The 22,571-nt window shown below is 35.5% G+C and carries 22 protein-coding genes and 1 tRNA gene; 9 read left to right on the top strand and 14 right to left on the bottom strand.

What is annotated here, in order from left to right; all coding sequences use genetic code 11:
* A partial coding sequence (locus EGH73_RS10580; protein WP_148041699.1) for a transposase occupies positions 1-374 on the top strand: 374 nt, incomplete at its 5' end.
* A gap of 227 nt (positions 375-601) precedes the next feature.
* Here EGH73_RS10580 and EGH73_RS10575 read toward each other — a convergent pair.
* The 6 genes from EGH73_RS10575 to greA form a co-directional block, all read right to left on the bottom strand.
* Positions 602-675: transfer RNA gene (locus EGH73_RS10575), tRNA-Met, on the bottom strand.
* A 47-nt stretch (positions 676-722) separates the two neighbouring features.
* Entirely contained in the window at positions 723-2,006 is a 1,284-nt protein-coding gene (locus EGH73_RS10570) for a peroxiredoxin family protein (protein ID WP_123281797.1), read from the bottom strand.
* Between the two features lie 306 nt (positions 2,007-2,312).
* Positions 2,313-4,340 carry a T9SS type A sorting domain-containing protein gene (locus EGH73_RS10560; RefSeq protein WP_123281795.1) on the bottom strand — a complete coding sequence of 676 codons (2,028 nt, stop codon included), beginning with the start codon at positions 4,338-4,340 and terminating at the stop codon, positions 2,313-2,315.
* A 75-nt stretch (positions 4,341-4,415) separates the two neighbouring features.
* Positions 4,416-5,594, bottom strand: a complete 1,179-nt coding sequence (gene clpX / locus EGH73_RS10555) for an ATP-dependent Clp protease ATP-binding subunit ClpX (RefSeq protein WP_123281794.1) — start codon at positions 5,592-5,594, stop codon at positions 4,416-4,418.
* 46 nt (positions 5,595-5,640) lie between these two features.
* Positions 5,641-6,030, bottom strand: coding sequence for an HIT family protein (locus tag EGH73_RS10550; protein WP_123281793.1), 390 nt, complete (start codon positions 6,028-6,030; stop codon positions 5,641-5,643).
* A gap of 58 nt (positions 6,031-6,088) precedes the next feature.
* On the bottom strand, positions 6,089-6,556 hold the full coding sequence (gene greA / locus EGH73_RS10545) for a transcription elongation factor GreA (RefSeq protein WP_089770635.1): 468 nt from the start codon (positions 6,554-6,556) through the stop codon (positions 6,089-6,091).
* A gap of 98 nt (positions 6,557-6,654) precedes the next feature.
* On the opposite strand from greA, the gene EGH73_RS10540 reads away from it, so the two are divergent.
* Positions 6,655-7,113, top strand: a complete 459-nt coding sequence (locus EGH73_RS10540) for a hypothetical protein (protein ID WP_123281792.1) — start codon at positions 6,655-6,657, stop codon at positions 7,111-7,113.
* Between the two features lies 1 nt (position 7,114).
* Entirely contained in the window at positions 7,115-7,564 is a 450-nt protein-coding gene (gene dtd, locus EGH73_RS10535) for a D-aminoacyl-tRNA deacylase (protein WP_089770637.1), read from the top strand.
* 26 nt (positions 7,565-7,590) lie between these two features.
* Here dtd and EGH73_RS10530 read toward each other — a convergent pair whose 3' ends face one another.
* From EGH73_RS10530 to EGH73_RS10510, 5 genes are all read right to left on the bottom strand, one after another.
* Complete coding sequence (locus EGH73_RS10530) at positions 7,591-8,322, bottom strand: SIMPL domain-containing protein (RefSeq protein WP_123281791.1); 732 nt, start codon at positions 8,320-8,322, stop codon at positions 7,591-7,593.
* 64 nt (positions 8,323-8,386) lie between these two features.
* On the bottom strand, positions 8,387-8,752 hold the full coding sequence (gene folB, locus EGH73_RS10525; RefSeq protein WP_123281790.1) for a dihydroneopterin aldolase: 366 nt from the start codon (positions 8,750-8,752) through the stop codon (positions 8,387-8,389).
* Positions 8,753-9,211: 459 nt separating this feature from the next.
* Positions 9,212-10,228 (bottom strand): quinolinate synthase NadA, encoded by a 1,017-nt coding sequence (gene nadA / locus EGH73_RS10520; protein WP_123281789.1) that lies wholly within the window; start codon positions 10,226-10,228, stop codon positions 9,212-9,214.
* Positions 10,229-10,245: 17 nt separating this feature from the next.
* Positions 10,246-10,809, bottom strand: a complete 564-nt coding sequence (gene gmk / locus EGH73_RS10515; RefSeq protein WP_123281788.1) for a guanylate kinase — start codon at positions 10,807-10,809, stop codon at positions 10,246-10,248.
* Positions 10,810-10,873: 64 nt separating this feature from the next.
* Positions 10,874-11,731 (bottom strand): YicC/YloC family endoribonuclease, encoded by an 858-nt coding sequence (locus tag EGH73_RS10510; protein ID WP_089770983.1) that lies wholly within the window; start codon positions 11,729-11,731, stop codon positions 10,874-10,876.
* Positions 11,732-11,854: 123 nt separating this feature from the next.
* On the opposite strand from EGH73_RS10510, the gene lpxK reads away from it, so the two are divergent.
* The 5 genes from lpxK (at position 11,855) to EGH73_RS10485 (ending at position 17,321) form a co-directional block, all read left to right on the top strand.
* A complete protein-coding gene (gene lpxK, locus EGH73_RS10505; protein WP_123281787.1) occupies positions 11,855-12,880 on the top strand; it encodes a tetraacyldisaccharide 4'-kinase in 1,026 nt (341 codons plus the stop codon).
* Entirely contained in the window at positions 12,864-13,676 is an 813-nt protein-coding gene (locus EGH73_RS10500; protein ID WP_123281786.1) for a purine-nucleoside phosphorylase, read from the top strand. The genes lpxK and EGH73_RS10500 overlap by 17 nt, the downstream gene beginning before the upstream one ends.
* A 101-nt stretch (positions 13,677-13,777) precedes the next feature.
* A complete protein-coding gene (locus tag EGH73_RS10495) occupies positions 13,778-14,293 on the top strand; it encodes a TlpA family protein disulfide reductase (protein ID WP_123281785.1) in 516 nt (171 codons plus the stop codon).
* A gap of 317 nt (positions 14,294-14,610) precedes the next feature.
* Positions 14,611-15,696, top strand: coding sequence for a DNA polymerase IV (gene dinB, locus EGH73_RS10490; protein ID WP_123281784.1), 1,086 nt, complete (start codon positions 14,611-14,613; stop codon positions 15,694-15,696).
* Between the two features lie 167 nt (positions 15,697-15,863).
* Positions 15,864-17,321, top strand: a complete 1,458-nt coding sequence (locus tag EGH73_RS10485; RefSeq protein WP_245985503.1) for an alpha-amylase — start codon at positions 15,864-15,866, stop codon at positions 17,319-17,321.
* Positions 17,322-17,388: 67 nt separating this feature from the next.
* Here the strand turns inward: EGH73_RS10485 and deoC are convergent, their stop codons facing one another.
* Entirely contained in the window at positions 17,389-18,132 is a 744-nt protein-coding gene (gene deoC / locus EGH73_RS10480; protein WP_123281782.1) for a deoxyribose-phosphate aldolase, read from the bottom strand.
* Positions 18,133-18,195: 63 nt separating this feature from the next.
* A complete protein-coding gene (locus EGH73_RS10475) occupies positions 18,196-18,666 on the bottom strand; it encodes an Lrp/AsnC ligand binding domain-containing protein (protein WP_089770976.1) in 471 nt (156 codons plus the stop codon).
* 404 nt (positions 18,667-19,070) lie between these two features.
* On the opposite strand from EGH73_RS10475, the gene EGH73_RS10470 reads away from it, so the two are divergent.
* Complete coding sequence (locus tag EGH73_RS10470) at positions 19,071-21,890, top strand: alpha-amylase family glycosyl hydrolase (protein ID WP_123281781.1); 2,820 nt, start codon at positions 19,071-19,073, stop codon at positions 21,888-21,890.
* A 61-nt stretch (positions 21,891-21,951) separates the two neighbouring features.
* Here EGH73_RS10470 and EGH73_RS10465 read toward each other — a convergent pair whose 3' ends face one another.
* Positions 21,952-22,482, bottom strand: a complete 531-nt coding sequence (locus EGH73_RS10465; protein WP_123281780.1) for an SRPBCC family protein — start codon at positions 22,480-22,482, stop codon at positions 21,952-21,954.
* Between the last annotated feature and the right edge of the window lie 89 nt (positions 22,483-22,571).

The raw sequence follows: 22,571 nt of genomic DNA, 5'->3' as shown, positions 1-22,571 counted from the left end.
CCAGAGAAAAATGGACGGCATCTCAAAAGCAGAGGGCTAAAATATTATTTTCAGAATATACGGATATGGAAAAAGCTTATAATTTAGCTGATGGACTCCGAAAAATTTACAATCAAAAGATTCAAAAATCTGTGGCAATGCTCAAACTTGCCCATTGGTTTAAAGAAGTGGAAGAGTCGGGATTCAAAGCTTTTTCAGTACTGATGAAAACGATTATGAATCATTACAGCGATATTCTGAATTACTTTGACCAAAGAAGTACAAATGCTTCAGCAGAATCGTTCAATGCAAAAATAAAAAACTTTAGATTGCAACTCAGAGGTGTGAGAGATAAATCGTTTTTCCTCTTCAGATTATCAAAACTTTTTGCCTAGTCCCCAAGTTTTGAAACTAATCCATTATTTAGAGGAGAGAAGGGTGGAAAATTCACAATTATTTAAAGCGAATATTATCAGGGCAATTTATAAAAATTTGGATAATGAGAATGTACAAAAAATAGAAACGCAAAATTATGGAAGAAAGAGATAATAAAAAAACAGGGACATCAAGTCCCTGTTTTAGTCCCCGCTATTAATAAATCATTGATTTATAGCGTTGTTTGTAGCGAAGACGGGAATTGAACCCGTGACCTCAGGGTTATGAATCCTGCGCTCTAACCATCTGAGCTACCTCGCCTTTTTGGTGGTGCAAATATAAGGATATTTTACATTCCCACAAATTTTTTAATTAACTTTTAAGTATTCCAATACATCTGCCACATGGTTAGGCTTGCTTATGATCTTATTATCAGCATCTAATATAAAATATGTCGGCGTGGCATTTATATTATAAGTTTCTCCGTAAGAACTATACCAACCTTTTCCTTCAGAATCACTAATCCAAGGATAATTGTTGGCCTTTCTTCTAAATTCATCTAGATTACTATCGAGCGAAAATCCGACCACTGCAATATTTTGTGTTTTTAACTTTTCATATTTTTCCAATATTTTAGGCAATTCAGCTTCGCAATGAGAACATGTTGATGACCAAAAGACAACAATTTTCTTACTACTTTTAATATCGTATAGAGATTTTGCTTTTGTATGAATTGGATTGACAAAAATTGCATTAGGCATCTTTTGTCCAATTGACGTACTGTTGTTAGACTTTAGAGTAGAAGCAAGCCTATCAGTGATGGTACATTTCAAATTGTTAGCTTCAGTAAGATACTTATCCTTCAGCTTGTCCATATTATAGGTGTTAAAAATATCTATCAATTCAGATAATATCGTTTGTCCCCTCGGAGTTTCTATATTGACTGTTTCCAAGAGTTTATCTACCGCACCTTCAACATTAGATTTGGATGCGTTTAAATAATTGATTAATGCAGGCTTTAACAGTAATGATGTTTCAAGATATTCGCTTGATTTAGAAAAGAAATTGAGATAATCTTCCTGTTTTAACTGAGATGCATTTTCCTTATTAGAAAATCTTTGATTTTGTTGATAGTAGCTTAAAAAAGGATGGTTTGCATTAGCCAAGGTATTGCCTTTTTGTGATAACAGAGCGATCTCTCCCTCTAAAGATTTATAAAATCCATCGCTTGGGTTATAGTAATCTTTTATCTGAATCAAAGCTGGCAATATAAGATCTTTTTTCTTCTCCAAATCTACCTCTTTACTAAAAATCTGGTTTGTTTGGTCATTAAAAACAACATCAGTTATTTTGTTTTTATCGTCTAACTTCAATGTAAACTCAATATTTTTATTTTCAGATACCATATTTACAGATGAGTTATTCTTTTGGAAGAATGCTCTCATCATACCAATATATTTTTTATCTACTTTAAAAATGGCTTTATTATTACTCGTTTTGGCTTTGGAGTATAAAATTTCCTTAGATCCATTAAAACCATATAAATAGATATCTGAATCTGAATAATATGCTGGCAAGTCAACAGCTACTGTAAACTGAGAGAAAATAGAAGCGGACGTTATAAGACTGCAGATGATCAATAATTTTTTCATAATGTAAAAATAAAAAACTCACCGTAATAAGTGAGTTTTTTACAAAATAAATATTGTAATTAATGTAATATTTTTGATTTTGGTTTCAAATAAAATACTGAAACTATTAACAAAGTCCCTATGATAAATAATACAAAAGTGTACGCATCTATCGGCGAGGCTGGATACGCTCCAATATCTCCCGATTCGGGATTTTCTGGCGGTGGTGGCACAGCTTGTGCAAAACTAAAAATACTAATAAGTATTGTTAAGAAAATGTATAATTTTCTGTTAGATAAAAAATTAATCATCATTATGTTTTGTGTTTTAATTAACAATTTTTTTGATGACTACTTCGCCTTTTTCAGAAGTTGCCTTTACAACAAATACGCCCTTCGCCTGATAATTTACTGGAATAAGATAATCTGTACTGGTTGAAATATTAGATTTTGAATTCATAAGCTGCCCAGCAACCGAATATACTTCTACAGTAGCCTTGTTCCAATTCTTGGCAAATCTGACAACCCAACGAGAATCCTTTTTAGCTATAAATGTTTGGGAAGCAAGAACACTTTCTGCCAATAAAGTGGCATCCGGTTTTTGATAATATAAACCCAAATTCTGATTTCCACTTAGAGAAAAACTGCTACCATCATCTATTTTGAATAGTTGGCCCTGAGAATCTTTTAAATAGAAATGATTACCGTTGGATAAACCATTCGGCATTCTTTCTCCTTTTTCATAGAATTCAAAAACCACATAATAAGGGGAAGTCGTATAATTGATATACAAAGGAACTTCTTTTGATTTGAAATCAATTTCATTAGCTTCATTAATATAAAGCTTTGTGGAAATATTAACATCCTCTCCACCATTTATATTTTCCTCCTTTGTATAGATAATGCTGTCATCGCTATTATAGGCCTGCAAAAGAGTATTCCCGGGATTGTTGCCTGTAATAGCAGACGGAGATATAGCATAGTAGGTTCTGCCTATTTCCAAACTATCACTATCATACATAATTACAGCCAGCTGCTTTACGATTTTATCAGCAGGAATATCCGTATCATCAGCCTTTCTGCTTGTCGGATTGGTTGTGTCCGTGGTATTGTTTCTAGAAGCATTAGAAAATCTTCTAAGTGCAGTAAAGTCTATTTTAGATGCAGTATTACTTCCATTGTCTGTGGAAAGCTTGATCATAAACTCTCCCATCGGCTTGATGATTAACCTGTTAGCGCTAATATCCCCTGCCTGAAAGACACCATTACTCGCTGTCATCACTATAGTTCTTCCGGCAGTTCCGTTACTGCTTCCATCATTATTTTCTGAAGGATAACCGGTTCCACTCGCTTTTGTCCAAGTCAGCCCCGATGTGTAATAAGCAACTCCCTGCAAATTAGGAATTGCATTACCATCAGAGTTAGGTGTTTCAGCCTGCCCTATATATTTAAGATCAATATTTGTAAGGAAAGGATTAGCAACCTGATACAAGTTTTTACCATAATTGGTATCCCAGTTTCCACTATTTCCTGTCTTGGACTGAAATGGATCATCCAAATAGCTGTAATATCTCTCTCCAAAATAATTGGCAGAGGAGCCGTTGTAACCAAAACTTATGCCCGCAGCAGCTCCTGTTAGCGATAATGATTGAACAGTAGTTATGTCGGACACAGGTGTCCCGGAAAAAGTGGTCACATTTGATGTATTAGCGGCATCCCAAACAACTGTTCCGGCACTGTTCCTTCTAGGGATAATGTAATAATCTAACGCCGTTCCTACATTAACTGTAGTAAGATCGCCTCCTGAAACAATCTGATCAAACCTTGCTTTAGCATTATTCCATTTGAAAACAGAGCTTGGGCTAAAACGTCCTGCAGAATTATTTGAACCATTAGTAACATTCAAATAGTTGCCTGCCGTATTACTTGGACTATTGGTAATGTTGGAAACAAGATCAGAAATTTTATAATTGAAAAATGGCAAACCTACCTGCTGCTTAGCAGTTGTACCACTATTAACATCAGCTCTGAATTCTTTGTTAACTTTACCCGAAATATTTCCTTGAGGAATATCCTTAATGTAAAGTTGCCCGTAACTCTGAGCACCGTTAAATTTGAGGTTAAAACTAGTTGTAGGAGCGATAGTCAACCCATCAGCAGCCACTCCATTGATCATAATGTTTCCTGAGTTGTTTACAACTGCAGAACCGGCAGTTTGTAAACCACCGCCATTATAAACCAAAGTATTGCTTTGTACTGTTACTAAAGCCGAATTCCCGACATAAGTAAGTATGTTCTGGGAAAAAACAATACCGTTAAAAAGTATTAGTTTTAGAATAAATAATTTTCGTATCATTGTGTATATGTGTTCTTATTGCAAATATATTCATTTTTTAAATACTTGAAAAAAACATGTAAATAATTAAAGATTTTATAATATTGATTCAATTTTTATGGTCGAATTATTTTCAATATCAAACATATAATCTTCTAAAACTTTTTCGGTTGTCCCTCTCAGTCCTCTCGCGCCTAAACCTTTGTTCATAGTATCTTCCACAATTTCTTCAATCGCTTGATCAGTAAATTCCAGCGAAACTTTATCCATCTTGAAAAGTTCTGTATATTGATTTATGATAGAATTTTTCGGTTCTTTCATAATTCTTACAAGGGTCTCTTTTGTCAATTTATCGAGATAAGTAATGATTGGAAATCTCCCCAAAAGTTCGGGTATCAATCCAAAACTCTTCAAATCGATTGCATTGATCTGACTTAGGATATAATCTTCCTCTTCTACTTTATTGATTTTTTCCGCAGAAAAACCAATGGCTTGTTTATTCAATCTTCTCTCGATAATCTCCTTCATCCCATCAAAAGCACCACCAGCAATAAACAGAATATTCTGAGTATTAACCTGAATATATTTTTGATCCGGATGTTTACGACCACCTTGAGGCGGCACATTGACAATACTTCCTTCTAACAATTTCAATAAACCTTGCTGCACACCTTCACCAGAAACATCTCTTGTAATGCTTGGATTATCTGATTTTCTAGCAATTTTATCAATCTCATCAATAAAAACAATTCCTTTTTCCGCTTTTTCTACATCATAATCCGCAACCATCAACAATCTCGAAAGAATACTTTCTACATCTTCCCCAACATAGCCCGCTTCTGTAAGAATGGTCGCATCTACGATACAAAAAGGAACATTCAGTTGTTTTGCAATAGTTTTAGCTAACAATGTTTTTCCCGTTCCTGTTTCACCAATCATTATGATGTTCGATTTTTCAATCTCAACCTCACGATTTTCGTCTTGCGCGTGTAATAATCTTTTGTAATGATTATAAACAGCGATGGACAATTGTTTTTTTGCTTGATCTTGCCCTATCACATATTCGTCAAGGAAAGCTTTTATTTCTTTTGGTTTTTTAAGTTCTTCCAGAGATCCTGCCATAGAATCAGAATCTGAAGTTTTATTCACACTATCTTTTACGATAGAATGTGCTTGTTCAATACAATTTTCGCATATAAAGCCATTTTGTCCAGAAATTAGGATTTGCACTTCATCCTTTTTTCTTCCACAAAATGAACATTGATTTGGATTCATAATTTTCTTAAGTTCTAAAATTAAAAAAAGAAGTTCAAGACTTCTTTTATGCTTTTGTTATGGATTTCTGAATTTCTTTGTACTCTTCTGGCGAAAAAATTAACCTTACGTTTTTAAAATTAAGATCATCCATACTATTAAGTGGTATCAAATGTATATGAGCATGAGGAACTTCCAGACCCACAACTGCTATGCCAACTCTTTTACAAGGCACAGCTTTTTTGATTTTCTTCGCAATTTCTTGGGTAAATCCCCATAACTCTTTATAATCTTCAGAATCTAAATCGAAAATCAAATCTGTTTCTTTTTTCGGAACAACCAAAGTATGACCTTTTACCAAAGGCATTGCATCTAGAAAAGCAATATGCTTTTCATCTTCTGCTATTTTATAACTAGGAATTTCTCCGCTGATGATTTTAGAAAAAATAGTACTCATAATTTTTAATATTGATTTTAATTTTCAGCAATTACTAAACCAACATCCACATTTTATTTTATAATGAGATTTCTAAAACCTCAAAAGAAAGTTTGTTACCGTTTGGCAAAACAATATCAGCAGTTTCACCAACAGCTTTCCCCAAAAGACCCTTAGCAATTGGCGTATTCACAGAAATTTTGCCAGATTTTATATCACTTTCATTATCAGGAACCAAAGTAAACTTTTGTTCTCCTTTAGTTGCATTATTTTTCAATCTAACCGTTGTAAGGATCGATACTTTGCTAAGGTCAAGCTGACTTCCATCGATAATTTTAGACGTAGCAATAACATCCTTCAGTTTAGAAATTCTCATTTCCAACATCCCTTGTGCCTCTTTAGCTGCGTCGTACTCTGCATTTTCAGACAGATCACCTTTATCTCTTGCTTCAGCAATCTGTTGTGTTATTTTTGGTCTTTCAATCGTTTCTAGTTGCTCCAGTTCGGCCTTCATTTTGTCCAAACCTTCTTTGGTTACGTAGTTCATAACAATAAAATTTATCGTTTGTATAAAAAAATAATCCGACCTTTGCCGGATACTAATTTGTCTCGAATTGAGTTTACAAATATATAATTTATTTTGAAATGAAAGCTAAAAAAATCGCATCATCATTAGCATTATTTTTGATTATCAGTATTTTAACCATCAACAATTCTTGTAGTGAAAGGAATGAAACCGTAAGCTGTTTTCCAAATTCTACAGTTTCTGTACAACTTAATCTTAGTTTACCTTTATATTATAAATTACAAACCGTTGGATCGTGGGTTTATGTTAACGAAGTAGGAGCTGGAACAAGAGGATTAATTGTCGTAAGAACAACAACCGGCTTCAAAGTTTATGACAGAAATGCGCCTCATATTTGTCCTGATACAGATACAACTTTGGAAGTTAAAAATGACACTACTGTTTATTGCTCAAAAGATGGATCTCAATGGATTTTGATTACCGGCCAGCCAACAGATAATAGTGTAGCAAAAATAGCCCCAAAAACTTATGGATACAGTTATAATGCTGCCTCCAATATTTTAGATATCTATAATTAAAATGAGAGTCGTAATACAACGCGTTTCCGAAGCAAGCGTAAAAGTAGATAACCAAATTGTGGGAGAAATCGGAAAAGGATTAATGCTTTTGATTGGCGTGGATGAAAGTGATGAGAATAGCGATGCAGATTGGCTTGTGAAAAAAATTCTTGACGTCAGAGTTTTTTCTGATGACGAAGGAAAAATGAATCATTCTGTAAAAGATATCAATGGAGAAATCCTTTGTATCAGCCAGTTTACATTGATTTCTGATTATAAAAAAGGCAATCGCCCTTCTTACATCAAAGCTGCAAGACCAGACAAAGCCATTCCGCTTTTCGAATATTTCAAAGATGAAATGAAAAAATCTGGCTTGAAAACCGAAAGCGGAATCTTCGGCGCAGATATGAAAGTTTCACTGATTAATGACGGACCTGTCACTTTAGTTTTTGACAGTAAGACAAAACAATAAAGGAGCAGATATTTGCTCCTTTATTGTTAATCCACTTCGTATTCGAGTTTTATGGTAATGCTTGCTTCTTTATCTTTGGAAGTGGTGTTGTAAGTTCCGCCGTAAGAGTAATCTTCATTTGAATTAGGCGCTGTAATCTGAATCACGCCCATTGTTGCTTTTTTCAAATTTCCAAGACTGCTTCCCGCATTTTCTGCAATTTTTTCTGCACGTTCTTTTGCATCTTTAGTAGCGTTGGCTATCATTTCTTGTTTTACATCAGACAGTTTTGTGTAGAAATATTGAGGTGATGAAGATGTGAATTCGATTCCACGGTTGATAATTTCTGTGATATTTCTGGAGATGTTTTCAATCTTTGCGACTTCTTTTGATTTGATGGAAACATTCTGAGTTAAATTATAACCTGCGAATTCTCCTTGCTGGTAATTCCCATTAGAATCTGTATAATTCCTAAACTGTTTCTGAATGTCAACGGCTGAGAAAACCATTTCGTTTTCCTTCACACCTTTAGATTTTAGGTACTGAGAAATAACTTGTCTGTCAACCGCTAAAGCGTCATAAGCAGCTTTCAACTCAAAACTATTTTTGGAAAAACTTCCCGACCAAGAAATTAAATCGGAAGTGAAAGTCTTGAAACCAAGTCCCGTGACAGAAACTGTATTTTCTGATTTGTTTCTGTTTTTCACAGCGCTACCCAGCAAAGCAGCAGCAATAATAAAACCTACGGCAGCAATTCCTACTGCGATATAATTCTTCATAAAATATTATATTTGAATTCTTTTCATCAAACTTAATACCAAATTTTAAGATTTCATTAACAGTTTATGAGTTAATTTCCTTCTCAAATTCCAGACTAACGCCTTTCATTTCGCCCGGCATTGGCGGAACTGTTTTGGTTAATTTGATTTTGATGAAAGTGATTTGTGGAAACTGATTTTCAATCTTATTGATGATTCTTCCAATCACGTGTTCCAAAAGCTCGGAACGGATTACCATTTCCTGATGGATGATTTCGTTGATCTCAGCGTAATTGATAGTATCATCAAGATTATCAGATTGTGATGCTTTTTCTAAATCCGCATGTAATTCTGCATTGATAATATAATTGTTCCCAATCAAAGCTTCTTCTGGCAAAACACCGTGATAAGCATAGATTTTTATGTCTTCTAAAATAATTTTTGATTTCATCTAAATTTTTATATTGTTGTTTATAGGTATAGATGGAACATAAATGTTTCATTGTTTAAAAATAGAAAAATATTTTGAACGCAAAGTCCGCAAAGATTCTTTTATCAAAATTGAAAACATTTTTAAGTTCGCAAAGGCGTAAAACTTAGCGAAGAAATGAATCTAAACATACTTTTGTCATTCCGGAGGAATCTCAACTGTCTAGATTCTTTCAGAATGGCAATATTGTGGATATAGAATGTTTAAATTTTGTGAAAATTTTCTTTCGTGCGAAGCTGCAATAGGGATAATAGTGGAAATCCTTTTTTGCGTGGGCTTCGAGAGCCTCAGCCTGACAAATGGTGATGCAAAAAAGATTGCAACGGATAGCCCGACCCGAGCTGAGGGAAAAGCTTGGCGAGGGAATTGCCCAAATAATTTCATAAAAAAAACCTCATCTGGAAAGACAAGGTTTGTAATTTATTTGATGCTTTTGGAAAGTTCCAGCATTGCTTCGATTGGTTTCAGTGCCTTAAGGCGAACTTCTTCATCCATAGTGATTTCCGGGAGTTCGTACTTCATACACAGATAGAGTTTTTCCAGCGTGTTTCTCTTCATAAAAAAACATTCTGAACAGTTGCAGCTCTCGTCAAAAACCAAAGCCGGAATCAAGGATTTGTGTGGTGCTCTTTTTTTCATCTCGTGAAGAATGCCTTCTTCTGTTGCGATGATAAACTCTTGACAACCGTCCTGTTCAACATAATTCAAAAGTGCAGAAGTTGAGCCAATGAAATGTGCCAATTCCAAAACTGGAGATTCGCTTTCCGGGTGAGCGATTAGTTTTGCATTAGGATGGTCAGCCAACTGTTTTGCGATGCGTTCCATAGAAAATGCCTCGTGAACGATACAGCTTCCGTCCCAAAGAATCATATCTCGACCTGTTTTTTTGCTAAGATATCTTCCTAAGTTTTTATCCGGAGCAAAAATAATTGGTCGGTCTTTTGGCAAAGCTTCGATGATTTGTTCTGCGTTGGAGCTTGTTACGATAATATCGGAAGCCGCTTTGGTTTCTGCATTACAATTGATGTAAGTTGCAACCAATGCATTTGGATGTTGCTCACGCATTTTGTTAAGACCTTCCGCCGAACAACCGTCAGCCAAAGAACAACCGGCCAAAGTATCGGGAAGAACCACTTTTTTTGTTGGATTAAGGATTTTCGCCGCTTCTGCCATAAAGTGAACGCCACAAAAGGCAATCATATCCGCATCGGTTTCTTTCGCCTGTCTCGCCAATTGCAAAGAATCCCCAAGAAAATCAGCGATATCCTGAATCGGACCCGGCTGATAATAATGCGCCAAAATCACTGCATTTTTTTCCTTCTTAAGGTCAAGAATTGCTTTCACAAGATCATCACCTGTTGGAATCGCAAACTCCTTCAGATCAAGAAAACCCTTTACAGGCATATTATTTATTGCAGTTTCTAATGTATGTTCCATTACGTGTTTTTCAGATTTTATTCGTTGATAAAGTTATTGATAATTTTCTCGACTTCGGCTTTTGCAGTGTCCAAATCTGTATTCACAATAATTTTATCGAAGTGTTTTTGATAAGTCATTTCTTCGCCTGCTTTTTCAACTCTGGTTTTGATGGTTTCTGCGCAGTCGGTATTTCTTTTTATCAATCTCTGTTCCAACTCGGCGATGCTTGGAGGCATCACAAAAATCGACAACGCTTTGTCTCCGAAAATCTCTTTTAATCGGATTCCACCTTTTACATCCACATCAAAAATCACAACTTTTCCTTCTTTCCAGATTCTCTCGACTTCGGATTTCAGAGTTCCATAATATTTGTCGGTGTAAACTTCTTCGAATTCTACAAATCCATTTTCTGAGATTTTAGCTCTGAATTCTTCCGGTGTTAAGAAATAATAATCTTTTGCGTGCTCTTCTTCGCCTCGTGGTTGTCTTGTGGTCGCAGAAATTGAAAAACTAAGTTGAGGAATCACAGACAATCCGTGTTTTACTAATGTTGTTTTTCCACTTCCGGATGGTGCGGAGAATATGATAACTTTACCCATAATTGATAGTAGATAATTGATAATTGATAAATAATTCTCTTCTTTATCAATTATCATTCATCATTTATAATACATTCAACGTTTGTTCTTTAATCTTTTCCAAATCATCCTTCATCTCCACCACCAATTTCTGAATCTCAGAATGATTGGCTTTTGAACCCAAAGTATTGATTTCTCTTCCCATTTCCTGAGCAATAAAACCTAATTTTTTTCCGTTGAAATCTTCGTTTTTCATCACTTCAAGATAATATTTGATGTGCTGGAAAAGACGAACTTTTTCTTCTGAAATATCCAGTTTTTCAACAAAATAAACCATCTCCTGATAATATCTCGTTTCATCTACATTCTCAAAATTCTTAAGCGCAGAAAGATAACGGTCTTTGATTGGCTGGATTCTTTCTTCCTCGTATTGAGCAACCTCGCTTAGGTTATATTCGATGTTTTGAACAATTTTCTCAATTTCTTCAGCCAGTTGATTGCCTTCTGTTTGACGGAATTCTATAAATCTATCAACAGATTCTTGAACAACTTCCAAAAGTGCTTTCCACTCATCGTCTTCTAATTCTGAACTTTTGGTGGATAAAACATCCGGCATTCTCACTGCCATCTTTAGATATTCAAATTCCGGGGCGTCAGAAGCAACTGATCTCAATTGCTCGATATAATTCTTGACAATATCTTGATTGATTGTCACCTCATTACTGTCTTCTAGACTTTCGCAGCTGATGTAACAATCTACTTTTCCTCTTAGGATTTTATCGTTAAGCAATTTACGGATGTCAAATTCTTTTTCCTTGTATCTGAGTGGAACTTTGACATTGAGATCGAAATTCTTGCTGTTTAAGGATTTGATATCCACCGTGATTTTTTTTCCCTTGTAAACAGTTTCGGCACGTCCAAAACCTGTCATTGATAATATCATAGGATTCTATATAAGAGTGCAAAGATAAGGTTTTCAAATAATCATTGGAAAGTTTAAATTTTTAACATACTCAATAATCAATTACTTGGTATTAAAAACTTAAAAAGCGTATTTTTGCCTCCTATGAAAAGATGGTATCTCTACCCTTATTCCTTAGGTTATCATTTAGGAACTTCTATTAGAAACCGAATGTATGATTGGGGAATTTTTTCTTCTACGAAATTCAGAACACCAATTATTGGTGTCGGAAACCTGTCGGTTGGTGGCAGCGGAAAATCGCCGATGGTAATGTATTTGGCCGATTATTTATCCAAATTCTACAGAACAGGTGTATTATCACGTGGTTACGGAAGAATCACAAAAGGCTACAACATTGTAAACTACGACAGCAATTATAAACTGGTTGGAGATGAACCGATGCAATTGTTTGAACGTTTTCGTAATCGTTTCGTCATTGGCGTTTGTGAAGACCGTGTTTACGGCGCAAAAAAAATCATAGAAGATATGGATCTTGACGTTCTTCTTCTGGATGACAGCTTTCAGCATCGTGCGATAAAGCCGGGGATGAATCTTCTTTTGACAGATTACAATGATCCTTATTTCAAAGATTTCATTTTACCAGCTGGTGATCTTCGCGAAAGCAGACACGGAATGAGTCGTGCGAATGTAATAATGGTCACAAAATGTCCGGATGATTTGACTGAAGAGAAAAAGCAATATTACATTTCCAGAATCAGACCTCAGCATTACCAGAAAGTATTTTTTTCATCCATTTCTTACGATGAAAATATTATTGGAATTGATAAAATGATGCCCGTGAAAAATCTGGACTATTACGATGTTTTATTAATTACCGGAATTGCAAATCCTTCTCAGTTGCTAAAAGAGATTTCCAAGTACAACAAAAAAATCAAGCATCTGCAATACAAAGACCATCATAATTTTACGGATGAAGACATCAAAAAGATTACGGCCGAGTATAAAAAATTGGGTGAATACAAAGTCATTCTAACAACTGAGAAAGATTATGTTCGCCTAAAAACATTTGATTATCTAAGAAATAAAATCTATTATTGGCCCATTAATGTGGAGATAGATAAACCGGAAGAGTTCAACAATATCATTCAAAACTATGTTAGAAAAGTTTAAAGAAACAGCAGCATTTATCCAGAATATTATCGGAGATACTCCTGATTTTGCAATAGTTTTGGGTTCTGGTCTTGGAAAACTTCAGCACGAGGTGGAGGCAATTCATACTTTAGATTACAAAGACATCCCCAACTTCCCCCAAACTACAGTTGTTGGTCACGGTGGAAAACTGATTTACGGAATTCTTGAAGGCAAAAAAGTTTTGATGATGAGCGGTCGTTTTCATTATTATGAAGGTCATTCTATGGAAACTGTGACTTTTCCTTTCCGCGTTTTTCATTTGTTAGGAATCAAGAATTTGATTTTGTCTAATGCTTGTGGTGGCGTGAATCCAAACTTCAAAGTGGCTGATGTGATGGTTCTGAAAGACCATATCAATATGATGCCGGAACATCCGTTGAGAGGAAGAAATATAGACGAACTAGGACCTCGTTTTGTAGATATGAGCGAACCTTACAATCGTAAAATGATTTCTATTGCTAAAGATATTGCAACTCAAGAAAACATCGACCTAAAAGAAGGTGTTTATGTGGCTTTATCGGGACCAACGTTTGAAACGCCTGCAGAATACGGAATGGTAAGAGCCATTGGTGGAGATGCTGTCGGGATGAGTACAGTTCCAGAAGTGATCGTTGCAAAACATCAGGGAATGGATTGTTTTTGTCTTTCCATTATTACAGATTTAGGCGGACCAGAAATTTCTTTTGCTGTTTCTCACGAAGAAGTTCTTGAAGCGGCTAACAAAGCAATGCCGAATGTCATTAAGATTGTAAAAGGTTTGGTAAAGAATTATTAGTACCATTCAAAATATAAATGACCAAGACAGCTTTTTTAAGTTGTCTTTTTTATTTCTGTTAATATATTAATGATTAACTTCGTTCTTCAAAAATTTAAAAAATGAAGAGGATATTAATTTATAGCTTATTATTTGTTTTCCATTTGGGCTTTTCTCAAGAAGTTCCAAAAGTTCTGAAAACCAAATTTTCCAAAGAAGCACTTGCCCAAAAAGTACAGGATGAAAATGGAAAAGAAACTTCCATCAAAGATATTTTGCAAAAGCACAAAGGTAAAGTTGTGGTTCTGGATTTCTGGGCTGGCTGGTGTAGAGATTGTTTAAAAGCATTTCCAAAAGCCAAAGAATTAGAAGCCAACAACCCGAATATTGATTTTGTTTTCCTTTCTTTGGAACGCTCCAAAGAAGGTTTTGATAAAAGTCTCGTAAAACACGAGATGACTGACAAAGAAAATTACTGGTTTTCAACAGGCTGGAAAAACGATTTCAACGATTATATTGACCTCAACTGGATTCCGAGATATATTGTGGTGAACCAAAAATCTGGCATTGCAAAATATTACGCCATTTCTCCAGACGATCCGGAGATCCAATCAACAATCGATAAGCTTACAAAGTAACAATATGACAATCCCGAAAATTTTCGGGATTTTTTTTGCCTAAATTTGTAGTAACCACAAAAGAAACAAAAGCTTTTTATCCTTTAGGGAGCTTGTGTAAATTTGTATCAGAAAAGATTTTACAACCACATAGACACATGGTTTTTGTAAAAATAAGAGAAAAAAAATAGTAAATATTTTACTCCTATTTTTTCTTTTTTGCACTTAATCTTGTGTTTTCTATGTGACTAAGTGGTTTTGATTAATTTTTAAACAGGCTCTTACTTTTTAAAATATAATTGCACTTAGTCTTTTGTGGTAAAAAAATCGAACATCAAATGCAATCGCAACGCAAAATAATTCACGTAGATATGGACGCTTTTTATGCTTCCGTGGAGCAACTCGATAATCCGGGTTTGCGTGGAAAAGCGATTGCTGTTGGTGGCGGACATCGCGGTGTGGTTGCAGCAGCAAGTTACGAAGCAAGGAAATTCGGAGTGCGTTCTGCAATGCCGAGCAAAACCGCCAAAGAAAAATGTCCGCATCGTATTTTTGTTCCTCTAAGATTTGCTAGATACAAAGAAATATCCAACAAAATCAGAAATATCTTTCACGATTACACAGACTTGGTAGAACCGCTTTCTTTGGACGAAGCTTATCTGGATGTTACAGAAAATAAAAAAGGAATCGAGTCCGCTAATGACATCGCCAAAGAAATCCGCAAACGAATATTTGAAGAAACAGGATTAACTGCTTCTGCAGGAATTTCGGTGAATAAATTTTTAGCAAAAGTAGCATCGGACATCAATAAACCGAATGGACAAAAAACCATTCATCCCACAAAAATTGATGAGTTTCTGGAAAATCTTCCGATTGAGAAATTTTACGGTGTCGGAAAAGTCACTGCTAATAAAATGCATACGCTTCACATTTTCAAAGGTTCAGATTTGAAAGCGAAATCTCTGGATGAATTGGAAAAGCTTTTCGGAAAGTCCGGAAGGTATTATTACAATGTTGTTCGCGGAATTCATAACGGCGAAGTAAAACCCAACCGAATCCAGAAAAGTGTGGCGGTCGAAAGAACCTTTTGGGATGACATTAATGAAGATGAGGAAATCGAGCAAAAACTAAAATCCCTAAGTCTGGAACTAGAAGAACGTTTGAATAAAAGAGAAATCAAAGGTAAAACCTTAACTCTTAAAATTAAATACAAAGATTTTTCACTTTACACGAGAAGCAAAACTCAGGATTTCTATTTTGAAGATGCTGAGAAATTCTACAACACGGCCCGGAAGCTTTGGGATCTGAGACCTTTTGATAAAGCCATTCGCTTGCTTGGTCTGTCGCTTTCCAATCTCAATACCGAAGATAAAAAACAAGTTTCCGTGCAGTTAAAAATTCCTTTTCAGGAGCTTGAAGACTAGTCATTTTATGTGGTTTTTCTAACAGCAATAAAGAATTCATTTTCAGGCAAAAAGTACGCCCTGATATTAATTCAGAAATATGAGAATGCCTTGGCTTGATATTTTCATAGCTGGAAATATCAAATCGAATCAAATAAACTAAACATTACAATCTCATGAACGGAACTATGATACAATTTTTCCATTGGTACACCGATGGAGATTCTTTTCTTTGGAACCACGTAAAGGAATCTGCAGATTACTTATCTGGCTTAGGCATCACATCTGTTTGGCTGCCTCCTGCCTACAAAAGCGCAAGTGCGGGATTTTCCGTCGGGTATGATCCTTATGATTTATTTGACTTGGGAGAGTTTGACCAGAAAGGCGGTATTGTCACAAAATATGGTTCGAAGCAACAATATATAGAAGCGATACAAGCTCTGAAGAGCAAAAACATCCAGGTAATTGCAGATGTGGTTCTCAATCATAAAGCCGGTGGCGACGAGTTGGAGAAATTCCGTGTGGTAAAAGTAGACGAAAATGACCGTGAAAAAGTAATTTCCGATGTTTTCGAAATTGAATCTTATACAAAGTTTACATTTCCAGGCAGAGGAGAAACCTATTCCAACTTCAAATGGGATTTTACCTGCTTTTCCGGCGTAGATTATGCGGAAGGTTTAGATCAAGCCATCTATCAGATTTTTAACGATTTCGGCGATGGTTGGGATGATATTATTGATAATGAAAAAGGGAATTACGATTATCTGATGTATAATGACATAGAACATAGAAATCCATTCGTTCGTGAAGAATTGAATCATTGGGGAAAATGGTACCATGACCAGACCGGTTTTGATGGAGTGAGGCTGGATGCGGTGAAACATATTTCTCCAGATTTTTACAAGGAATGGCTTACACTTCTGCGCGCCAACACAGGCAAAGATATTTTTGCCGTAGGAGAATATTGGGCTCCGGGAGAATTACCCCTTTTACAAGCTTATATAAATTCTACCGAAGGTTGTATGAGCTTGTTTGATTCCTCTTTGCATCACAACCTGCACGATGCGTCCAAAAATCCGGATTATGATTTGAGAGAGATTTTTAATGAAACACTGGTTGCCTCTCACCCGGATAAAGCAGTAACCGTAGTTGATAATCACGATACGCAACCTCTCCAGGCTTTGGAAGCTCCGGTTGAAACTTGGTTCAAACCAATTGCTTATGCTTTGATTTTATTGAGGAAAGAGGGCTATCCTTGTGTTTTTTATCCCGATTTATATGGAGCAAATTACAAAGACCAAGGAAAAGACGGGAACGAATATGAGATTTTTCTAGACAAAGTTGACGCCATTGAAGAACTCATCAAAGCAAGAAAAGATTTTGCCTACGGTGAGCAGAGAGATTATTTTGATGATGCACATTGTATCGGCTGGACTCGTGAAGGCGATGATGAACACTCGGGTTGCGCTGTTATTTTGAGCAATAAAGATGTGAATCAAAAATATATGGAAATAGGAAAACGATATTCGGGAAAAACGTTTTATGATTTCACCGGACATCTTGAGGATAAAATTACAATTGATGAAAATGGCTGGGCAGATTTCCCTTGTCCTGCGGGGAATGTGAGTGTTTGGGTGGAGGAATAGAATCTCGACATAAAAGAAAAATTCTCTCAAAAATTGAGAGAATTTTAGATCATATCATAGATGCAAATTAGTAAGCTCCGTCGCTTTTACCTTCGCCCAAAAGAGCTTTGGCTGCTGAAGTTCCGATTCTCTGGATTCCCATTGCAATCATTTTTTCTGCGTCCGCAGGTGTTTTTACTCCGCCCGCAGCTTTCACAGGAAGTTTTCCGGCATTATCTAGCATAATTTTTACCCCTTCGAAGGTTGCGCCATTCGGTTTTCCGCCTTCGGTCACATAAAAGCCGGTTGAAGACTTTACAAAGATTCTTGAGAAATCTTTTTCTTCAAAATTTTCTTGTGCCCAATTCCAGATATTTGAAGTCAAATCAGCAATCTGAGCATCTGAAAGTGCTGCGATTTCTATAATCCATTTTACAGTTTTACCGAAATCTAGACCTAATTTAGTTCCTTCAACAAATTCCTTTTTCACCAAATCTAAATCTCCCGCCTTGAAAGCTTCATAATTGATAACATAATCCAACTCATCTACGCCATCCAAAATTGCCTGATTGGCTTCTTTCAATTTATCTTCTAAAGAATAAGTTCCCTCGTGAAAACCGATAACTGTCCCTACCAAAACATCAGAATTTTTCGCAAGTAAGTAATCTTTGATAAGCTTCACATAGTTTGGACGGATCATCACCTCTTTGAAGTGGTAAGCAATCGCCTCATCGGTCAATTCTCTAACTTTTTCAAAAGTCTGTTCTTCTGTCAACCCAGATTGTTCCGGAGTTTTCAGGTATGTTGAGTCTAAATATTGATTGATTTCCATAAGTACAAAAATAAAAAAAGGATACAAACTTCTATGTATCCTTCCAAAAATATATTTACTTTTTTAAACTTTCAATTGTCTACTGATGCTTTGCTCCAGAGAAAGAATTGTTTCAGTTCTTGTCACGCCTTTCAGCTTCTGGATCTTGTTTAGGATCTGCATAAGGTGGTCATTATCTTTGCAAAGTACCTTCAGAAAAATGGTGTAATTCCCTGTAGTGTAATGCGCTTCTACAACTTCATTCACAAGATTAAGATTTTTAATTGCGTCTTGATAATGACTTGGCTGCTCCAGGAAAACTCCAATGTACGATACTACCTTGTATCCAATTTTTCTGGGATTAAGGAAGGATATAGAATTTTCTATAACACCTGCTTGTTCTAGTTTTTTGATTCTTTGGTGAACTGCTGTTGTAGAGATGCCAACGTTTTTTGATATATGCGCAAGGGATGTTTTTGCATTATCCATTAGCATATAAATAATCTCTTTATCAACTCCGTCTAAATGGTAACCGGACTCGGATGCGCTCTTCATATTATTTATTGAATTATAAACTGCAATTTATAAACAAACATTGATTAATCAATACTAGAATGAAAATTTATATAAAGTTTAGTATAATTTTTTTTACCAAAACAAATGTTTAATGTTTTTTATTGGTGGTAAAATTATAGAAATTCTTACTAAGTATGAAAATTTTACCGGCTATTATTTTATAAGAAAGGATAAAAAAGAAAAATATTAATTGTAAATAAAAAGATTTTCAACAACCGTTTTCGTCTTTAAAAATTATCTAGAATTTTAACTTTAGGACTACAATTAAATTTTTAAATTAATGATATTCAATTAATTAAAAATAAAGTAGACTGGTTTTAAGCAATTATTATAAATGATAAAAATTTGTATATATTTAGCTTCTATATAGAACCTTAAACATTATGAAATTATTTTACAACCTGATTGCTTTTTTTATAGCAATCTCAGCGTATGCGCAGACCCAAACTGTAACCTACTCTATCAGTCCATCATCCTTTAACGAAGATGAATCGATTACCATAACTTTTAATGGAAGTAGTATTAACGAGTCCACCTGGGGTGTTACCAACAATGCACTATATCTTTGGGCTTGGTCTTACGACAGCAATGATGCTAACAGCCAAGACTGTCCAACCAACGGAACCTGGGCTTCATCCAATGAGTCCAACAAGTTGACTTACAATTCCGGAACAGATACATATACAATCACATTTGTTCCAAGAACGTTCTACAACAGAACAGGAATCGGAAGAATTGGTTTTCTTTTAAAAACTAAAACAGGCAACGGGCAATCTCAGGATATCTACTCTGAAGTTGGAAGATTTCAGTTTACAACAACTACGCCACAAAATGGAACTGTCAACTTTGTAGCATCTGGAAGTACTTTCCCTATTACTTACAGCACTTCTTTGCCGGCTAATTATGTCGTAAAATCTAATGGTAATACAATTTATACAGCCAGCAATGTCTCCACAATTAATACTTCATTAAACGTTACTTCGGATAATAACATTGAAGTTTCCGCGACAGCATCCGGAACGACTTTGACTTCTAATTTTGTAGTTTCTCCTACTCCGGTTTCTCAGTCGGCTGCAATGCCTTCTTACATGAGACAGGGTATCACTTACGATCCTAATGATCCGACGAAAGTTGGAGTAGCATTGTATGCGCCTTATAAGAATTATGTGCATGTGCTTGGAAGTTTTAACAATTGGCAGATTTCTTCCAACTATGTGATGAAAAGAGATACTAATAACACCGATCTATTTTGGTTAGAAATCACAGGATTGACACCTCAGCAGGTTTATACTTTCCAATACAGAACCAATGACGGCGTAAAAGTTGCCGATCCTTATTCGACATTAGTATTATCTCCGGATGATGATCCTTGGATTTCATCATCTACATATCCTAATTTGCCGGCTTATCCAGCTGGACAGCAATATGACGTTTCAGTAATTCAGACAGCAAAACCCGCTTACAACTGGACTGTAACTAATTTCCAAAAACCAGCAAAACAAAATCTAATTGTTTACGAAGCTTTGGTAAGAGATTTTACAGAGCAGAAAAACTGGCAATCTATGATTGACAAAATCCCTTATATCAAAGGATTAAATGTTAATGCCATTGAATTGATGCCGGTAATGGAATTTGACGGAAATAACTCTTGGGGATACAATCCGGGATTCCATCTTGCATTGGATAAAGCATACGGAACACCAGAAAAATTCAAAGAATTTATTGACAAATGCCACCAGAATGGGATTGCTGTGATTCTTGATGTTGCGCTTAACCATGCTTCAGGAAGATCTCCACTGGAAAGGCTTTGGTCTACAAGTACAAACGGTGGTTACGGAGATGTTGCCGCTAACAATCCATATTTCAACCAGGTTGCAAAACATGCTTATAGTGTATTCTATGATTTCAACCATTCAAAACCTGAAACAAGATATTATGTAAACAGAGTTTTGGAACAATGGATTAATGAATATAAAATCGATGGATTCCGTTGGGATTTGACGAAAGGTTTTACACAAAATTGTACTGCATCAGATGAAAATTGTACAGGTTCTTATCAGCAAGACAGAGTGGATGTTCTGAAATTATATTCGGATTATCAATGGTCGTATGACCCGACTTCTTACATTATATTCGAGCATTTGGGAACAGATGCAGAAGAACAGCAATGGGCAAATTATAGAATAAATGAAGGAAAAGGTGTAATGATGTGGGATAATTTAGTTGGACCTTACAATCAAAACACAATGGGTTACGCTTCTGACAGCAACTTCAACAGAGTTGATTTTAGAAATCATGATTTTTCCGAAAGAAGAAATATGAGTTATGGCGAGAGTCATGACGAGGAAAGACTAATGTTCAAAAACTTAGCTTATGGAAATGCCAACGGTTCTTACAACATTAAAGATTTAAATACTGCGCTTGAAAGACAAAAAGCATTTGGTGCTATTTTCTTCACTGTTCCGGGTCCAAAAATGATTTGGCAGTTTGGGGAATTGGGTTACGAATTCAGTATCAACAGATGTGAGAATGGAACTATTAATAACGATTGTAGAACAGCTCCAAAACCAGTCGCTTTCACTTTAGGTTACGATACCAATGCTAATAGAAAAGCAGTTTACGATACTTGGTCAAAAATCCTGGCCATTAGATTATCAAGTCAGGTTTTTGATACCACAACTTTCACTGTAGAATCTGGAAATCTTTTACCTAGAATCTATGTTTGGAATGATGCATTACCTGCAAGTTCTTTGAAAAATGTAGTAGTTGTTGCTAACTTTACAACAACAGCTCAAACGGTAACACCTAATTTCCCTTATGCCGGAAACTGGTACAATCTAATGGACAATTCTTCTATGAACGCTAACGGCTCTACAACAGTAGTTCTTCAACCGGGAGAGTTCAGAATTTTTGGTAATCAAACCGCTTTGGCAACGGACGAAACGAAGATTGATGCGAATAAAACATCATTGCAAATCGTTCAGAATCCTTCAACAGACGGATTATTGAAAATCAGATACAACAAAGCTAAAAACGGGCAAATTAACATCTATGACTTTAATGGAAAACTGGTAAAATCTTTCGGACTGAAATCCGCTAAAGGAGACGAAACATTCTCTGTAAACGGCATCGGAACAGGAAATTACTTAGTACAACTAAAGTCTGATGAAGGTTTGGCAGTTTCTAAGTTAATCATCAAATAAGACAAAATAAATTTTCAAATCAAATGAAAACGCCTCAACTAGCTGAGGCGTTTTTTGTTTTTTATTTTTCAGAAAGTGCTTTTAGTTTTCCAAGACCTTCCGAGAACGATTTGTTCATCTGCCAGGTCATTAGCGGTTTCATTGGTTTGAAAAGCGTTTCAATTTCATAATCAATTGTCCAGGTAACTTTGGTTCCGGAACCTTCAGAAGCCAAAAGCAAATCCGAAGTCGCATTATCATCCATTGGTTTGATAAAATGCATTTTTGTGGCGACTTTTTCGTTTGGGACAATTGCTGTGATCTCCTGTTCGCCTTCACCAACATCATCATTTCCTTTCCAATGGTAGCCATCGCCCACTTCACCAGGCCTTCCTTTGTAAGTTACTGTCAAATTCGGATCCATTTTCATCCAGGGATTCCAGGTGTTGAAAGCTTTCATAGAATTCACATTTTGCCACACTTTCTCTTTCGGAGAATTGATAACGAGAGATTGTTCGTTATGGCATTTACTGTCAAAAAACAACATTGCAATCACGCAATAAGCAATAATAATTGCCACGATGACGCTAATGATTTTCAGAAATTTCTTCATAATAAATTAGTTTTAAGTTTAAAACAAATCTAAAAAGAATTTGAACACAAAAACTTTTTCTCTGATAATATTTCATTTTCCTTTTTACT

Origin of the sequence: Epilithonimonas hominis, assembly GCF_003730015.1 — a bacterium.
Classification (GTDB): Bacteria; Bacteroidota; Bacteroidia; order Flavobacteriales; family Weeksellaceae; genus Epilithonimonas; species Epilithonimonas hominis.
The sequence above is the reverse complement of the archived record's forward strand: the minus strand, read 5'-3'. Positions and strand labels throughout refer to the sequence as shown.

Coding starts and splice junctions, on each gene's coding strand:
- lpxK (WP_123281787.1), top strand. CDS start 11,855: ATGAAAAGATGGTATCTCTACCCTTATTCCTTAGGTTATCATTTAGGA.
- EGH73_RS10540 (WP_123281792.1), top strand. CDS start 6,655: ATGAAAGCTAAAAAAATCGCATCATCATTAGCATTATTTTTGATTATC.
- nadA (WP_123281789.1), bottom strand. CDS start 10,228: ATGGAACATACATTAGAAACTGCAATAAATAATATGCCTGTAAAGGGT.
- EGH73_RS10465 (WP_123281780.1), bottom strand. CDS start 22,482: ATGAAGAAATTTCTGAAAATCATTAGCGTCATCGTGGCAATTATTATT.
- EGH73_RS10550 (WP_123281793.1), bottom strand. CDS start 6,030: ATGAGTACTATTTTTTCTAAAATCATCAGCGGAGAAATTCCTAGTTAT.
- dtd (WP_089770637.1), top strand. CDS start 7,115: ATGAGAGTCGTAATACAACGCGTTTCCGAAGCAAGCGTAAAAGTAGAT.
- folB (WP_123281790.1), bottom strand. CDS start 8,752: ATGAAATCAAAAATTATTTTAGAAGACATAAAAATCTATGCTTATCAC.
- EGH73_RS10470 (WP_123281781.1), top strand. CDS start 19,071: ATGAAATTATTTTACAACCTGATTGCTTTTTTTATAGCAATCTCAGCG.
- gmk (WP_123281788.1), bottom strand. CDS start 10,809: ATGGGTAAAGTTATCATATTCTCCGCACCATCCGGAAGTGGAAAAACA.
- EGH73_RS10495 (WP_123281785.1), top strand. CDS start 13,778: ATGAAGAGGATATTAATTTATAGCTTATTATTTGTTTTCCATTTGGGC.
- clpX (WP_123281794.1), bottom strand. CDS start 5,594: ATGAATCCAAATCAATGTTCATTTTGTGGAAGAAAAAAGGATGAAGTG.
- greA (WP_089770635.1), bottom strand. CDS start 6,556: ATGAACTACGTAACCAAAGAAGGTTTGGACAAAATGAAGGCCGAACTG.
- dinB (WP_123281784.1), top strand. CDS start 14,611: ATGCAATCGCAACGCAAAATAATTCACGTAGATATGGACGCTTTTTAT.
- EGH73_RS10510 (WP_089770983.1), bottom strand. CDS start 11,731: ATGATATTATCAATGACAGGTTTTGGACGTGCCGAAACTGTTTACAAG.
- EGH73_RS10475 (WP_089770976.1), bottom strand. CDS start 18,666: ATGAAGAGCGCATCCGAGTCCGGTTACCATTTAGACGGAGTTGATAAA.
- deoC (WP_123281782.1), bottom strand. CDS start 18,132: ATGGAAATCAATCAATATTTAGACTCAACATACCTGAAAACTCCGGAA.
- EGH73_RS10560 (WP_123281795.1), bottom strand. CDS start 4,340: ATGATACGAAAATTATTTATTCTAAAACTAATACTTTTTAACGGTATT.
- EGH73_RS10530 (WP_123281791.1), bottom strand. CDS start 8,322: ATGAAGAATTATATCGCAGTAGGAATTGCTGCCGTAGGTTTTATTATT.
- EGH73_RS10500 (WP_123281786.1), top strand. CDS start 12,864: ATGTTAGAAAAGTTTAAAGAAACAGCAGCATTTATCCAGAATATTATC.
- EGH73_RS10485 (WP_245985503.1), top strand. CDS start 15,864: ATGATACAATTTTTCCATTGGTACACCGATGGAGATTCTTTTCTTTGG.
- EGH73_RS10570 (WP_123281797.1), bottom strand. CDS start 2,006: ATGAAAAAATTATTGATCATCTGCAGTCTTATAACGTCCGCTTCTATT.